Here is a 15,824-nt window from a genome sequence, read left to right on the forward strand (position 1 = left end):
GACTCAGCGGCCGGCCAGCAGCCGCGCAGCCAGCCCGCCGGCGCGCTGCACCGGCCGATCCAGCGCGGCCGCGATGGCCTCCGCCGTACCCCACAGCTCGACCTGCCGCTTGGCGCGCGACAGGCCGGTGTAGAGCAGCTGCCGTGACAGCAGGCGGTGTTCGGAATCGGGAGGCAGCAGCACGGCGGCAAGGTCGTACTCGGAGCCCTGGCTCTTGTGCACGGTGATGACGAAGCCGCCCTCGTGCGGCGACAGCGTGCCGGGCGCGAAGCTGCGCGCGCTGGCGCGGCCGTGCTCGTCCACCGTCTCGAACCACACCCGCAGCGAGCCGTCCGGCTCGGCCAGGCACAGGCCGACGTCGCCGTTGTACAGGCGCGCGGCGTAGTCGTTGCGGGTCACCAGCACGGCGCGGCCGGCGTACCAGAGGCGGTCCGGCGGCACGCCCCAGAGCTGTTTCAGGCGCTGCTCGATCCAGCCGTTGAGCGCAAGCGCGCCGAACGCGTCCTCGCGCAGCGCCGACAGCAGCTGCCGCTGCGCCAGCGCGCGCAGCGCCTGCACGGCCACCGCGGCCCGTGCCTCGGTGTGGTCCTCCTCGCGCGGCGCCAGCGCGGGACGGATCGGCAGGGCCGCCAGCGCGTCGCACCAACCGGCCAGCGCCCGGCGCAGCGCCGCGGCATCGGCCACCTCGCGCCAGCGCGCGTCGTCGCCGGCGGCCTCCATCGCCGCGTGCATGGCGCGCCCGTCGCCGGCCCGCACCGCCCGGTTGATCGGCACCAGCTGACGCTCGGCGCGGAAGCTGTGCTCCAGCCGCACCAGGTCGCCGCGCGGATCGGCCTCTAACGCGGTCACCAGATCCATCAGCACCGAGCCGGCGGCGACCGAGGTGAGCTGGTCGGCATCGCCCACCAGCACCAGGGTGGCCTGCGGCCGCACCGCGTCGAGCAGGGCGCGGAGCATCGCCAGGTCGACCATCGACGCCTCGTCCACCACCACCACGTCGGCGGCCAGCGGATGCGCCGCGTCGCGGGTGAAGCGGTTCCGGCGCGGGTCGTAGCCGAGCAGGCGATGCAGGGTCAGGGCTTCGCCATCGGGGATCGCCGCCAGCGCGGTGCTCCAGCTGTCGTCGAGCCGTGCGGCCAGCGCCTGCTTGCCCTGCCGCAGCGACTGCACCAGCCGCTGTGCCGCCTTGCCGGTGGGCGCGGCCACCTGGATCGCCAGCGTCGCGCCGGCCGCCTGGCGCTGCAGCGCCAGCAGCATGCGCAGCACGGTGGTGGTCTTGCCGGTGCCGGGGCCGCCGGTGAGCACGAACAACCGGCGGCCGGCGACCGCCGCCACCGCCTCGCGCTGGCGCTGCACGGCGTCCGAGCGGTCGCCGTGGAACAGGGTGTCGAGCAGCGCTTCGTCGATCGTCGCGGGCTCGGCCGCCGCGCGACGCGCGCGCACCGCGTTCGCCACCGCCACCTCGTGCGCGTGGTTGCGCCACAGGTAGAAGCGATCGTCAGCATCGATCACGTACGGCGTCGGCACGCGGCCGTCGCCGACCATCGGCTCGGCGCGCAGCGCAGCCAGCGCCTCGGCGTCCGGCCGCGGCATGCCGTGGCGACCCGGGCCGTCGCCGGAGAGCGGCAGGGCGGTGTCGCCCTCGCCGTCGGCGTAGCTGGCCCAGGCCGCCATCTTCGCCAGCAGCGGCGAGCCGCCGTGGCCGAGCGTCCAGCGCAGCAGGGCGCGGTCGAGCGGGCGCCACGGCGCGTCGGCCGTCAGCTCCAGCGGCGAGGGCACGAAGCGGTAGGCGCTCATGCGGCGGCTCCTTCGAGGCGCCCGGCCAGCGCCGCGTCGGCGGCCTCGACCAGCGCATCGTCGAAGCGGTGGCGCCAGATGCCGGAGCGCGGCGCCAGCCCCACCGCGCGCACGAACAGGTAGATCGCCTCGCCCAGGTGCTGCTCGCGGCGGTAGCCGGGCAGGCGCTGGCGCAGCATGCGGTCCACCGCCACGGTGTAGAGCAGCGCCTGGAAGCGGTACTGGTGGTCGTCCATCGCCACGCGCAGCGCGTCGGGCGTATAGCCGTCCAGATGGTCGCCGAGGTAGTTGCTCTTGTAGTCGAGCACGTGGAAGCGTCCGTCGTGTTCGAGGATCAGGTCGATCTTGCCGGTCATCCGCCCGCGCAGCTGGTTGACCGCGGTGAACGGCACCAGCGTCGGATCGCCGTGGCGCGCGCAGGCCTCGCGCAGCGCGGCGATGGTGGCGCCGTCGAGCTGGTAGTGGAACTCCATCTCGGCCAGCTGGCGCTGCGGCGGCACGTCGCCGAGCTGCAGGCCGGGCAGCAGCTCGGCCTCCAGGTTCGCCTGCAGCCGCCGCGCGATCCGCTCGATCAACGCCGGGCGCTCGCGCTCGTCCAGCGGCACGCCGGCGTCGCCGAGCTCGCGATCGATCAGGCCGAGCTGGCGGGTCATCGGCTCGCCGATGGTGCGGTGCTCGAACATCGCGTGCAGCGCGTTGCCGATGTCCGCGCCGCGGATCGCCGCCAGCGCCTGCAGCTCCGGATGCGGCGGCGCCGGTTCGGCGGCGGGCAGCGCCGCGTCGAGCGCCTCGGCAGCCGCATCGGTGGCCGGCGCCTCGTCGCTGGCGGCCGCGTCTTCCAGCGTGCCCTCGTGGGCGCCGCGGACCAGGTTGGAGAAGCTGTAGACGCGCGCGTCCGGATGCGGCGGCGGTTCCTTGCGCGGCACGCGCTCGCGCTCTTCCATCACGTCCGGCACGAGGCGTTCGCCGCGCCACGGCCAGCCGTCGTCGGACCAGCCGAGCTGTGGCGCCGCCGTCGCCAGATCGAGTCCGGCGGCCCGCGCGGCGAGCAGGCGCTCGATCGACACATCCAGCGGCGCGCGTTCCGGGTCGCTGGCCGGCTTGTCGCTATTGGCCCGCGCCGGACGATCCGGCGGCAGCACGTAGACGTGGCAGGCATAGACGGCGCGGGTCAGCGCCACATAGAGCACGCGAAAGCGCTCGTCCTGGCCCTCGTGGTCGTACTGCGCCTTGGCCGCCTTGCCGAAGCCGATCACGCGCTGGCCGCACAGCGGCTCGTCGATCACCGGCAAGGTGTCGTTGGCGTTGCGCGTGTGGTCCCACATCAGCGGCAGGAACACCAGGTTGAACTCCAGGCCCTTGCTGGCGTGCAAAGTCATCAGGCGCACGCGCTGCGCGTCGGACTCGATGCGCAGCTGTTGCTCGTCCGCCGCGTCGCCACCGGCGGCCTCGCCCTCGCGCTGACGGGCGAACCAGGCCAGCAGCTGCTCGCTGCCGTGCAGCTGATCCGCCTGCGCCTGCAGCAGCTCGCCGAGGTGGCGCAGGTCGGTAAGCATGCGTTCGCCGTCATCGCCGGCGAGCAACGCGGGCGCCGCATGCTCGATCAACTCGCGCACCACCGCCAGCACGCCCTCGCGCTGCCAGCGCAGCCGCCACTGCTGGAACTGCTGCTCGTAGTCGAGCCACGCCTCCGGCTGCTCGCGCAGCGCCCTCAGCGTGTGGAAGCCGAGCCCGTACAGCCGCGTCGCCAGCGCCGCGCGCACCGCGCCCTCATCGCTGGCGTGGTCGATGCCGTAGAGCAGGATCTGCAGCTCGCGCGCCACGTCGAGCGCGAACACGCTGGAGCGCCCGGCACCGACGCAGGGCACGCCCAGGCGCTGCAAGCGTGCGCGCAGCTCGGTGATGTCCTGGTTGCCGGGCAGCAGCACGGCGATGTCGCCCGGCTGCACGGCGCGATCGTCGATGCGATGGCGGCCGGAGGCCAGCAGCTCGGCGATCTGCCGCGCGCAGGCGTCCAGCGCTTCGCGCGCGCGTGCGGGCACCGACGCGGGATAGTTCGGCTGCCAGTGGAGCTGCAGCGGCTGCGCCAGCGGCACACCGTCGATCGTGTACGGCGCGTCGTCGCGGCGACCGCTGGCCTTGACCGGCTCGACGCGGATGCGGCCTTCCGGATCCGCGCTCAGCACCTCGCCGGCGGCCTGGTAGAACTGGTTCAGCGCCGCGACCAGCGGGCGCGAGGAGCGGTGGTTGGTGTCCAGCCGCAGCACCTGGTCGGCGCCGTCGGCGGCGCGCAGGTAGGTGTGGATGTCGCCGCCGCGGAAGCGGTAGATCGCCTGCTTGGGGTCGCCGATCATCACCATGTGCCCGCGCGGCACGCCGGCCGCGTCGCTGTAGATCGCGCGCAGGATGTCGTACTGCTGGCCGTCGGTATCCTGGAACTCGTCCACCAGCGCCACCGGCCAGGCCGCGAACAGCCGGTCGGCCAGCGCGCGGTCCTCGCGCTTCAGCGCGCTGCCAACGCGGGCGATCAACTCGTCAAAGCTGAGCTGGCCGCGCGCGGCGAGGCGCTCCTCGCGCCAGGCCTGCACCTGCGCCAGCCAGCCCTGCCAGGCGCGCACCTCGTCGGCCTTGGCGGCGTACTCGAACAGACGGCCGGCGCGGGTGGCGAAGGCGAGCAGTGCCTGTGTCTCGGATGCGCCCAGCGCCTCGACGGCGAGTTGCTCCGTGGCATCGGCTTCGGCGGCGAGCAGGTTGCCGATCACCGAGGCCTTGGGCGGCTCGCCGCGTTCGCGCAGCCACTGCGCCAGCACCAGCAGCGCGTTCTTCAGGGCGGTCTTGCGCGGCAGGAAGTTCGCCTTGTCGGCAGCGAACGCTTCGAGTGCATCGGCGCGCGCGGGCGGCAGTTCGGCCTCCAGGCACGCGGCGTCTGGCGCCCACAACGCCACGCCGGGCTGCAGGTAGGCCTTGAGCTGACGGCGCAGCGCGGCCAGCGACGCGGGCGCCTCCGGCACCGCGACCTCGCCCTGCTGCAGCCGCCGCCACAGGTCGGCCGACCATTCGTCCAGCAGCGCCTCGGACGACACCATCTCGCCCAGCTGGAAGCCGGCGCCGCTCTCGAAGGGGAAGTCGCCGAGGATGCGCCGGCACAGGCCGTGGAGGGTGCCGACCGGGGCCAGGTCCAGCTCGGCCTGGGCGAGGCGCAGGCGCAGGCGGTCGCGTTCGGCCCGGGCGGGATCGTCCTGCCAGCGCGCCTGCAGCCAGGCGAGGTCGGCGCCGACGTTCGCTGCGGCGATGCCGGCTTGCCAGTCCGCCGCGGCCATCTCGCCCCACACCAGCTTGGCGCGCAGGCGTTCGCGCAGCTCCTGCGCGGCGGCGTCGGTGAAGGTGGTGACCACCACCGCGCGTGGACTGAGGCCCTGCTCCAGCAGCAGGCGCAGGTAGAGCACGGCGATGGTCCAGGTCTTGCCCGTGCCGGCGCTGGCCTCGATCAGGGTGCGACCATCGCCGGCCAGCTGCAGCTGGGACCAGTCCAGCGCGGCGGCGTGTTCGGCGGTGCCGGTCATGCGTTCACCTCGCCCAGCGTGGCGGGGTCGATCAGGCGCGCCAGGCGCAGCGCCAGCGCCAGCAATTCCGCGTGCGGCGGCTGGCCGTCGGCGAAGCTCGTCTCACCGGCGAGCAGGCGCGCGTAGCCGGGCGCGTAGTCGCGCTCGCCGGTATTGAAGCCGCCCTCCCAGGCCTGGCGCGCGGCGTCGGCCTTCTCGTCCAGCGCGGCCCAGCTGGTGCGCGGGAAGTACGGCAGCGGCTGCTGCTGCGCCCGCCGCCAGATGGTCAACAGCGCGGCGACGCGCGCGGCGAGCGCCTCGCGCATCGCGCGCGCCGTCTCCGGCGCCGCGGCGAGCATCGCCTCGTCCCAGGCATTGAACGGGGCACCCACATCGGTCTTTTCGTCCGCGGTGAACACCGCCACCCGCACCGGCGTGGCGGCGTCGGCGGCGAGGCGCAGCAGCGTCCAGTCGAGGAACAGCGGCACGCGCTGGGCGAACGTCAGCGACTCAGCCTTCTTGCCAGGCCAGGCCTCGAACAACCATAACGCCCCGTCGGTGTCGAACACGCGCTCCAGCGAACCTTCTACCGTGTGTTCGCCCACCGAGAGAGCCAGCGCGCGCGGCTGGCGCTGCGGCAGCGTACCGGCGAACAAGGGATGCGCTTCGGCAACCTTGAGCAGCGCGTTCACCGCGTCGCGCTCGGCCATCCAGGCGGCCAGGCCAAGCCGGCCGCCCGGCAGCAGGCCGCTCAGCCGCAGCCAGGCCGGGGCCTGTTCCGGCAGATCGAAGCGGCCTTCGCCCAGCGCCTCGAAAAACAGCCGTCGCCCGACCTGGTCCACCGCACTGAAGCCCGGCTGCAGCGGCTCGTCGGCCTGCAGGCGGTCGTCCTCCAGCGCGTCGAGGCGGATATGCAGCCGCTGCGCCAGCAACTGCCGCGCGGGATCGCGGAAATAGGCCTGCACCTCGCGCAGCGCGATCACGCCAGCGTCGTCGCCGGCCGCTGAAGGGGCCACTTCGGCCGGCTCGAGGAATGGCCTGACCGGCGCGCCACGCACCATGCCGGCGCTGCCGCCGTCGAAGGTGAACAGGCGCGGGTCGCTGCCATCGAAGTAGCGACGGTCGAACGGCTGCAGCGGGTGCTTGATCCGCCACGGCCGATGGATCGTGCGCGGCCGGCCCGACGCAGGCGGACGGTCGTCCTCGTCGGCCGCGACGTCGCGCAGGTTGGCCCGGTCGTCCAGGCACTGCAGCAGCTCGGCCAGCGGCGCGGCCGGGTTGCGCGGCTTGCCGTCGCGCACGCCCTCGCCGAGGTAGGAGAGATGCAGCACCTCGCGCGCGGCCATCACCGTCTCCAGGAACAGGTAGCGGTCGTCGCTGCGCACGTCGCGGTCGCCAAGACGGCGATGGCGCTGCATCAGGTCGAGCCCGGCGTCGCCCGGGCTGCGCGGGAACTCGCCGTCGTTGAGACCGAGCACGGCGACCACCCGGAACGGGATCGCGCGCTGCGGGACCATGCCGCAGAAGGTGACGCCGCCGAGCAGGAAGCGCTGGCGCTCCGGCGCGGCGGCGAGCCGCTCGCGCAGCACCTCGCGCACCACGGAAAATTCCAGCAGCGGGTCGAGCCCGCAGTCGGCGGTCTCCAGCTTGGTCGCCTGCAGGAAGCGGCGCAGCAGCGACAGTGCTTCCACCGCGTCGCGGTCGCGCGGATCAATGCGGAACAGCGTGTCGAGCAGGCGCTCCAGCCGCGTGGCCCAGGCCGAGGCGGTGCGCGGCTCGGACGCGTCGCGATGCAGCTCGGCCAGCGCCAGCAGCAGGCGGTCCAGCGCGCCGAGGATCGCCGCCTGCGGACCGTGCACGCCTTCGGCCGGCCAGAGCTCGCCGTCCGGCAACGCCCAGCCGGTGTCGCCGGTGTCGGCGTCGCCCAGCACGTAGCCGGCGAGCAGGCGGTCCATGCCCCAGGCGAAGGTGTGTTCGTCGATGCCGGGCACGCCGAAGCCTTCGCGGAACGCGCCGTCCAGCGCCCAGGCCACGCGCGCCTGGCGCAGCCATCCGGCCAGCGTGTCGAGGTCGCCCTCGCCCAAACCCAGCGCGCGGGCCACTTCCGGCACCTGCATCAGGTCGAGCAGTTCCGGCGCGGTGAGCCGCGATTCGGGCATCGCCAGCAGGCGGCTGAAGGCGTCGAGCAGCGGGTGCGTGCGCGCCACCGCCACGTCGGCCAGGTGATACGGCAGCGGCCCCTGGTGACGGCCGGCCTCGCCGAACACCGCCGGCAGCAGCGGCACGTAGGCGGCGATGTCCGGCGCCATCACCACGATGTCCGAGGGTTTCAGGTCCGGCCGTGCGGCCAGCTCGGCGAGCAGCGCGTCGCGCAGCACCTCCAGCTCGCGCAGGCGGGTGTGGCACAGGTGCACGCGCAGCGAGCGGTCGGCCAGCGTCGCCTTGGTGCCGCCGCGCAGCGGATCGATCAGCGCCGGATCGAGCTGGCGCAGGCTTTCCTGCAGTCGCTGCAGCAGGCCCGGCAAAGGCTCCGGCGGCGGCGCCTCGTCCTGCCAGTGGCGTATGTCCATCGCCACGGCGTCGTCGAAGCGCTGCAGGTTCAGCATGAAGTGCTGGCCCATGCGCCCCCAGGCGGCAAGCAGCGGATGCCCCATCTGCAGGAAATGCTGCTCGGACGCCGCGCTGAAATCGGTGGCGCGGGCCAGCTCGCGCAGCTGCTCGCGCTCGCCGCGCAGGCCGGCCCAGAACTCGCGGCAGGGATCGGGCACGTACAGCACCACCGGACGCAGCTGGCTCACCGCGCCCAGCAGGGCCAGCTCGGCCGGGGCGAGATGGCTGATGCCGAACAGGTGCAGCGGCTCGTCGCTGGCGTGGCGGGCGGGATCGCGCGCCAGCTCGCGCACCAGCGCCTGCACGCGCTCGCCGCGGTGCGGCAGGCCGATCTCCGCGCGCAGCTGGCGCCACAGCGGCGCCATGAAGGTGGGTTCCGGCACGTCGTCGCGGCCGTGCTCCCAGCCGTCGAGCCAGTCCGGCCGGTACACCAGGTACTGCGTGTACAGCCGCGCCAGCCGGTCGGCCAGCTGGTAGCGGCGGCGCGCCGCGTCGCCGCCGGCGAGGTAGCCCTGCACGCGGGTGTCGTCGATCGCCGGCAGGTGTTCGTGGATGCGCCAGCGCAGGCGGTCGCGCCGGTACGGCGTGAGCGCCACCGCGCCGCTGCCGAGCACGCTGAGCGCCAGCTCGTCGAGCCAGCTGCTGGGCAGCGAGATGCGCAGGTTGGCGACGATGCCGCCGGGGCCGCGCCGGCGCGCCAGCGCGCCAGCCAGCCAGTGCCGCATGCCCGGGTGCGCGGCGATCACCGTCTGCGGCGCCAGCACGTGGGCCGGCGGCGCGCTGTCGAGCAGCTGCAGCAGCGGGTCGAGCAGGGCCTCGAGCCGGCTGGCCCGGTAGATCACCAGGCCGCGGTGGAATTCGTCCGTGGGGGCAGGTCGCATCGTCGGGATGATAGCCGGCGGCAGGAGGCCGCCATCACATCACCGGGGCATCGCAGTGGCTGCGACGGTGGCGGGATTCACCACTCCAGCGGCAGATCCCGGGCGGGCGGGTCGCCGTCAAGGGCGGCCGAGTCGGCCACGGCGCGCCGCAGGCCACGCTCGGTGTGTTCGCGGGCCTGGCGCAGGGCGATCAGCGCACGCATGTTGCGCTCGAGTTCGGCCAGGGTGATCGGAAAGAAGCCCGGGTCCCGATCGCCGACCGTCCAGCTGCGCGCGCGATGCGCATCGACCGGCACCACCGCCGCGTGCAGGGCTTCGACCACTTCGTCCGGCTGCACCTCGCCCAGTTCGCAGATCAGGCGCCACAGCCAGTTCAACCGCTGCGGATCGATCCCGCGGTTCATCGGTGGGCGACGATAGGGCAGACGGGCGAGTTCGTGATCGTACATGGCGGTCTCGGACGGGCCTTGCGGTTCGACGCCTGGGCAGCGCCGATCAGCATGTTAACCCGCTTTCACGGGTGCGCGGAGGGGGGCTCGAACGCCAGCACCTGGTCGGTATAGGTCTCGATCAGCGCGCTGAAGGGATGCCCTTCCCCATCGAACAACAGCGCACGGTGCTGCAGCAGGCGCGGCGGTATCGGCAGCAGGCCGGCATGATCGGCCGGCAGTTCGGCGGCCTGCTCCCAGCCGGATGGCAGCGGCGACCAGAGCAGCTCGGCGGACAACGTGCGGCGGCGGAAATGCAGCGGTCGGACGACCTTGCCGAAGGGCGTGTCGGTGGTTTCCAGGGTGTGGTTCATGGCAGCGGTCAGGCGCGACGGCACGTACCAGTTCTCCGCTTCGGACAATGTGCGCCCGCCGCAGCGCAGCGCGACCCGGCGGTAGGCCACCGGCTCGTCGGCGGCGATGCCGAGCTGCGCGCGCAGATCGTCCGGCAAGGGTCGGGCCGGGCCGTGCACGTGCTCGGCGGTGACCCGGGCGGGCGAGGCCATGCCGTGCGCCGCGCACCAGCGTTCCAGCGTCAGCGTGGCGCTGTCGTGGCTGAGCAGGTCCGCATTGAGGGTCTGCAGCAGGGCCAGCGCCTCGGTGCGCGCCAGCGCGGTGTCGGGCCAGGCCGGTGCCCGCGGCACCCCGTCGGCGTGCACGCCCGCAGCCAGCACGCCAGCCAGCAGCACGCCGGCGCCTCCGTGACGGACCATGCGACTCACAGCCCCTTCGCCGCCTGGGCCACCGCGCGGAACAGCGCGCGGCCCTTGTTCATCGTCTCCTCCCACTCCGACGCCGGGTCGGAGTCGTAGACGATGCCGGCGCCGGCCTGCACGTGCAGGCGGCCGTCCTGGATCACCGCGGTGCGGATCGCGATGGCGGTGTCGGCGTCGCCCCACCAGCCGATCCAGCCGATCGCGCCGGCGTAGATGTTGCGCTTGACCGGCTCCAGCTCCTGGATGATCTCCAGCGCACGGATCTTCGGTGCGCCGCTGACCGTGCCGGCCGGGAAGGTGGCCTTGAGCACGTCCATGTAGGACAGCCCGTCGCGCAGCTCGCCCTCGACCTGGCTGACGATGTGCATGACGTGCGAATAGCGCTCGACCACGAAGGACTCGGTGACCGCCACGCTGCCGGTATCGGTGATGCGGCCGACGTCGTTGCGACCCAGGTCGATCAGCATCACGTGCTCGGCACGTTCCTTCGGATCGGCCAGCAGCTCGGCCTCGAGCGCGACATCCTCGGCCTCGCTGGCGCCACGCTTGCGCGTGCCGGCGATCGGGCGCACGACCACCTTGCCGTCCTTCAGCCGCGCCAGGATCTCCGGCGAGGAGCCGACGATCTGCGTGGTGCCGAGGTCGACGAAATACATGTACGGCGACGGGTTCAATGCGCGCAGCGCGCGGTAGACGTCCACCGGCCGCGCGTTGAAGCCCACGCTGAGGCGCTGCGACGGCACCACCTGGAAGATGTCGCCGGCGCGGATGTATTCCTTCGCCTTTTCCACCATCGCCTCGAACTCGGCCTTGGTGAAGGAGGATTTGAAGTCGCTCTCGTCCAGCGCCACCGACTGGGTGAGCTGCGGATAGGAGGCACCGCCCTGGCGCAGCCGGTAGACCAGCGCATCGAGCCGGCGCTGCGCCTGTGCGTAGGCGTGCGGCTGCGACGGGTCGGCGTGCACGATCAGGTACAGCCGGCCCTTGAGGTTGTCGAACACCGCGACTTCCTCGGCCAGCATCAGCAGCACGTCGGGCGTGCCCAGCTCGTCGGGGCGGTCCCACTTCGCCAGCCGCGGCTCGATGTAGCCGATCGTCTCGAAGCCGAAGTAGCCGACCAGGCCTCCGCTGAAAGCCGGCAGCTGCGGCAGCCGCGGCACGTCGTACTGCTGGCGCAGCTTCTCGATCTCGGCCAGTGGATCGTCGAGGTGGCGGCGCTCGGTGACTTCGCCGGCATCCTCCACCTCCAGCTCGTGCCCGCGCAGGCGATACACGCGGCGCGCCGGCAGGCCGATGATCGAATAGCGACCCCAGGTCGCCCCGCCCTCGACCGACTCGAACAGGAAGGTGTACGGGCCGTCGGCCAGCTTCAGGTACACCGACAGCGGCGTGTCGAGGTCGGAGAACACCTCGCGCACCAGGGGGATGCGCGTGTGGCCCTGGGCCACCAGCGCGTCGAATTCGTCGCGGGAAATCACGGGGGAGCGATCCAGACAGGAAAGACAGCCGCGCCAAGATACCAGCCCGTCGGGCCCGGGGCACGGCGCGCCGGTGTTGCGGCGGCAGGGCGGGGCTCCTAGGCTGCGTGAGGGGGAACTCAGGGGGGTCATCGATCCATCGCCCTTGGTCCAGGCGGCACCTGTCGGGTGTCGCCGCGGCGGCGCGCATGTGCCCGAAGACGGACATCCCGGAGAACTTCGCATACCCGACCGCCGAACCGGTGGAGCGGGCCTGTCGATCACCATGGAAAGGAGTGCTGCAGTGGGTAGCGAGGCCAGATACTGGATCGGCCGGAACGGCCAGAAGTTCGGACCCTATAGCGAGGCGAACGTCCGCCAGTGGATCGGCGAGGGCCGGTTCGACCTGGAGACGCTGGCCTGGCGTGAGGGCATGGCCACCTGGCAGCCGCTGGCGCAGGTGTTCCCCGACCTGACGCCGGCCGCGCCGCCGCCGTTCAGCGCTCCGGCCGCACCGCCCGGAGACTTCTTCAGCGGCGACCCGTCCGATGCGTCCGGCCAGCGGCGCGCGGACCTGCCCGCACCACCCTCGATGCACTGGGGCGTACTGCTGCTGCTGGTGATGGTGACCTTTGGCCTGTTCGGCCTGGTCTGGCCATTCATCCAGTCCAGCTGGGTGCGCAAGGTCGACCCGCGCAGCCGCGCCACGCTGATGCTCGGGCTGGCTTTCGGCAGTTTTGTTCTCGGCTACGTCATGGTCATCGCCGGCGCGGTCCCGCGTGGGGAATCGGCGGGCGGCACCGCGATGCTCGGGTCGCTGCTCATGCTGGCGTATTTCGTGTTGTTCATCGCCGCCTACTTCTCGATGGCCGGCTCGCTGGAGCGGCACTTCAGCCGCGGGAACCCCGCGGTGAGGATCGGCGGGATCACCCTGTTCTTCTTCAACGTGTACTACCTGCAGGGCCAGCTGCGCTGGCTGGCCCGCTGGAAGGAGACCGGCCGCACCACCCCGCCACCGCCGAAGGGCGTGTTCTATCTGCTGTGGGCGTTTCCCTTCGGGCTGGCCATTCTCGCCGCGATCGCCATTCCGTCCTACCAGGGTTACCTGGTGCGGGCACAGGTATCGGAAGCGTTCTCGGTCGCTCGCAGCGCCGAGTCGGCCGTGGCCGGGTACTACGCCCAGCATGGCGACCTGCCGAAGGACAACGCCGACGCGGGTATCGGCGCGGCGGACTCGCTGACGGGCCGCTACGTGTCCGCCGTCGACGTGGACGCGGGCAAGCTGGTGATCCACTTCGACTCGCCGCAGGCGACTGCGACGCTGCGCGGCAGGGTTCTGGTGCTGGAACCGCATCGCGATGGCCAGGGACAACTGCAATGGAGCTGCAACAGCCCCGAGACCACGATCCGGCCGCAGTACCTGCCGGTCCGCTGTCGCCCCTGAGGCGACGGCAGCGGTGCCGCGTCGGGTCGCAGGCCGGCGCGGTCCACCCGCGGTCTTGGGTAAGCTTGCGGACAGACCTCCGAGGAATGCGTGGCGCATGGACACGTACTGCCTGATCCTCACCGGCGAATTCACCGATCCGGACCCCGCGGCCGCCCGGGCCCGGCTGGCCGCGGCATTCGGCATGACTCCCGAGGCGTTCGAGCAGAAGGTGTGGCAGCGGGCGCCGCTGATCATTCGCCAGGGCCTCGATGCCGATACCGCGACGCGCCAGCGCGGGCAGCTCGGCGAGCTGGGCGCGCAGGCCGAGACCCTGCCCGGCGGACAGCCGCTGATCTGGCTGCTGCGTGGCGAGCGCGTGCTGGGACCGCTGCCCGACAGCGTGCTGGGCCGTTTCGGCAAACCGGCCGACCGCTGGTGCCATGACGGTGACGACAGCTGGCAGGATCTGCCCCCGCCCATCATGCCCCCACCGCTGCCGACCGCTGGCGAACCACCACCGCTGCCGGCGCGGCCGCAACCGCCGAAGGGGTTGCTGCGTCGCCATGGACGCTGGCTGGCGGCTGCGGCGGTGGTGGTTGCGCTGGCCGGCATCTGGCTGCACCTGCGCACGCCTGCCCCGCCCGCCACGCCTCCGGTGCACTACGTGCCACGCCCGCTGCAGCCGATGGCGGCCGCCGCACCGGCCACGCATTGCCCGGACGCGGCCGGCGCCGCGGCAACTGGCGACGAGGACCGCTTCCTGCTGGCCGGAGGCGAGCGCTCGCTCACCGGTCGCGCCCAGCGCCAGGGAGACAACTATGTGGCCGAGGCGGTGGTCGGGCGCGATGACCGCTGCCGTCCGGACGCGGTGCAGCTGTATGTGTTCCACGACGGCGTCTTCGTCGGCACGCCGCTGGACCCGCCGGTCGACCCTCGCCATACCCGGCTCGATTTCTCTCTCGATGCGCAGGGTCAGATCGATTACACGGTGCAGCGCTGCGAGAGCCCCGGCACCTCGTGCAATCCGGCGGAGCACTTCCGCGTGCGCCTGCAGCCGAGCGACGGCGGCTGGGCGCTCACCTACGGCGGTGCGCCCGGCGCGGCGAGGGTGGAGATCGTCAGCCGTACCGCGCCGAAGTACCCGGCCGAAGCCGTGCGCCAACGCCACGAGGGTACGGTGCTGCTGGCTTTCACGATCGGTTCGGACGGCAGCCCGCTGGACATCCGGGTCGCGCAATCCAGCGGCTTCGCGGAACTGGATGCCGCCGCACTGGACGCGGCCCGGCAGTGGCGCTTTCGCGCACTGGGACCGGACGGTCATGCCACCACGGCGAGCACCCGCGTGCCGGTGCGCTTCCACCTGGACAAGCCCGCGCTATAGCCGCGCGCGCGGCATCCCGTGCAGTTGCAGGGTGAAGGCGACGCCCTGCCCGTCGTCGATGTTGCGGGCCAGCGCCTGCCCGCCGTGTCGTTCGGCTACCAGCCGCACCACGTAGAGGCCCAGGCCCAGATGCGGCGCGTCGCCCGGCGTGGCCTTGTCGCGCAGGCTGACCAGCGAATCGAACAGCCGTCCCTGCATGGCCTCCGGTAGCGGCGGCCCCTGGTTGGCGAGGGTGATCTCCGCGCCGCGTTCGAGCGGACGCAGCTCCAGCCGCAGCCAGCCGTCCGCCGGGGTGAACGAGAGCGCGTTGTCGAACAGCTTGTCCAGCGCCTGCGCGACCAGCTCGGGCGCGCCGTGGAACGGCAGCGGCGCCGGCGGCAGCACGCATTCGAAGCGGCGCGTGCCGGCGAGTGCCCGGTACGACTCGGCGCAGCCGCGCACCACCTCGCGCAGGTCCACGTCCTCCGGCTCGGCGGCGGCGATCGCGCGCTCCATCCGGCTGGCCTCGCTCATCGCCCGCACCAGCATGCCGAGCCGGGCGGTACCGTCGCGGGCGCGAGCCAGATAGGAAGCAGCATCCGCGGGCACGCCCCCCTCGGCCTCGAGCGCATGCTCCAGGTTGTCCAGCGAGGATTTGACGATCGCGATCGGCGTGTTCAGTTCGTGCGAGAGCTTGGATGCCAGCGTCCGCAGGTAGTCGGTGTAGCCACCCACCGCCTCGAACAGCTTTTCGAAGCTGCGTGCGAGGTCGCCGACCTCGTCCGGGGCATCGCTCATCGGAAAGCGACCGCGCTGGAACAGTCCGTCCAGACGGCCGTCGGCCGCCTGTGCCCGCTCGGCCGCATCGCGCAGCTTGCCCAGGCGCAGGCTGAGCCGGGTAGCGAACGCGAGCAGGATGCCGCCGGCCACGAGCAACACGGCAAAGCTGGTCAGCAGCAGGCCGAACAATGCCCGGTTCGCCAGCAACGGCACGGCCCGGCTGGTCTGTTCCAGCAAGAGCACCCCGTGCACCTTGCCGCCGCGCTCGATCGGCACGGCCGCGTCGAGCACCACCGAAGCGCGCGTCTCGCCCTCGCGCCAGACCGCCGCCGTTTGCCCGCGTTGCGCCTGGGCGACCTCGGGCGACTCCAGCCGCGGCGTATCCTGCATCCACGGCTCGGCCGCCTGTACCCGGTCGGCCAGCAGCGAGCGGTAGATCAGGGCGGCGAACCAACCGGGCTGCTTGCCGCCGCCCTCCGGTCGCAGTCGCCCGCTGCGTGCCATCAACCAGCCCTGGGGCGAGAGCACGCGGGCGTAGACATCGTCTGGCGCGAGTCGTGCGAGCTCGGCCGACAGCGCATCCGAATAGGCCAGCAACGGGCGCTGCTCGACCGCCATCGGATCGCCGCCATCGGAAGGATCGAACACACCTACGCCAAGCCCGGTGATGCCGGCGGCAGCGGACAGGCGCAGCTCGATGCGGTAGCCGCTGCCGTCCTCCTGCCACTGCGCGCCGAGCGAATCCGGCAGTCCCGCCACCGGCGGGG

Annotated in this window: 9 protein-coding genes; 2 read left to right on the forward strand and 7 right to left on the reverse strand. The window is 72.6% G+C overall.

Annotation, left to right across the window (positions count from 1 at the left end; genetic code table 11):
• Positions 1–3: 3 nt before the first annotated feature.
• The 6 genes from recD to trpE all read right to left on the reverse strand — a co-directional run bounded on the left by recD (position 4) and on the right by trpE (position 11,512).
• Positions 4–1,797: an exodeoxyribonuclease V subunit alpha gene (recD, locus tag C693_RS0114790; RefSeq protein ID WP_017463051.1), complete on the reverse strand. Its 1,794-nt coding sequence runs from the start codon at positions 1,795–1,797 to the stop codon at positions 4–6.
• Positions 1,794–5,360 carry a UvrD-helicase domain-containing protein gene (locus tag C693_RS0114795; RefSeq protein ID WP_017463052.1) on the reverse strand — a complete coding sequence of 1,189 codons (3,567 nt, stop codon included), beginning with the start codon at positions 5,358–5,360 and terminating at the stop codon, positions 1,794–1,796. Before C693_RS0114795 ends, recD begins: the two co-directional genes overlap by 4 nt.
• Positions 5,357–8,830: an exodeoxyribonuclease V subunit gamma gene (recC, locus tag C693_RS0114800; protein WP_017463053.1), complete on the reverse strand. Its 3,474-nt coding sequence runs from the start codon at positions 8,828–8,830 to the stop codon at positions 5,357–5,359. The genes C693_RS0114795 and recC overlap by 4 nt, the downstream gene beginning before the upstream one ends.
• A gap of 77 nt (positions 8,831–8,907) precedes the next feature.
• Positions 8,908–9,279, reverse strand: a complete 372-nt coding sequence (locus tag C693_RS0114805; protein ID WP_017463054.1) for a hypothetical protein — start codon at positions 9,277–9,279, stop codon at positions 8,908–8,910.
• A 65-nt stretch (positions 9,280–9,344) separates the two neighbouring features.
• Entirely contained in the window at positions 9,345–10,031 is a 687-nt protein-coding gene (locus C693_RS0114810) for a hypothetical protein (RefSeq protein WP_043598808.1), read from the reverse strand.
• 5 nt (positions 10,032–10,036) lie between these two features.
• Positions 10,037–11,512 (reverse strand): anthranilate synthase component I, encoded by a 1,476-nt coding sequence (gene trpE, locus C693_RS0114815; protein ID WP_017463056.1) that lies wholly within the window; start codon positions 11,510–11,512, stop codon positions 10,037–10,039.
• 283 nt (positions 11,513–11,795) lie between these two features.
• Between trpE and C693_RS22705 the strand changes: the two genes are divergently transcribed.
• The gene (locus C693_RS22705) at positions 11,796–12,935 is read left to right on the forward strand and encodes a pilin (protein ID WP_017463057.1); all 1,140 of its coding nucleotides are present in this window, start codon (positions 11,796–11,798) and stop codon (positions 12,933–12,935) included.
• A 97-nt stretch (positions 12,936–13,032) separates the two neighbouring features.
• A complete protein-coding gene (locus C693_RS24275) occupies positions 13,033–14,298 on the forward strand; it encodes an energy transducer TonB (protein WP_017463058.1) in 1,266 nt (421 codons plus the stop codon).
• Here C693_RS24275 and C693_RS0114830 read toward each other — a convergent pair.
• Positions 14,293–15,824, reverse strand: a 1,532-nt coding sequence (locus C693_RS0114830; RefSeq protein WP_017463059.1) for a sensor histidine kinase, incomplete at its 5' end; no start/stop codon positions are given. The two genes, C693_RS24275 and C693_RS0114830, sit on opposite strands and share 6 nt — an antisense overlap.

This window comes from Dyella ginsengisoli LA-4, from assembly GCF_000334915.1.
GTDB lineage: Bacteria > Pseudomonadota > Gammaproteobacteria > Xanthomonadales > Rhodanobacteraceae > Dyella_A > Dyella_A ginsengisoli_A.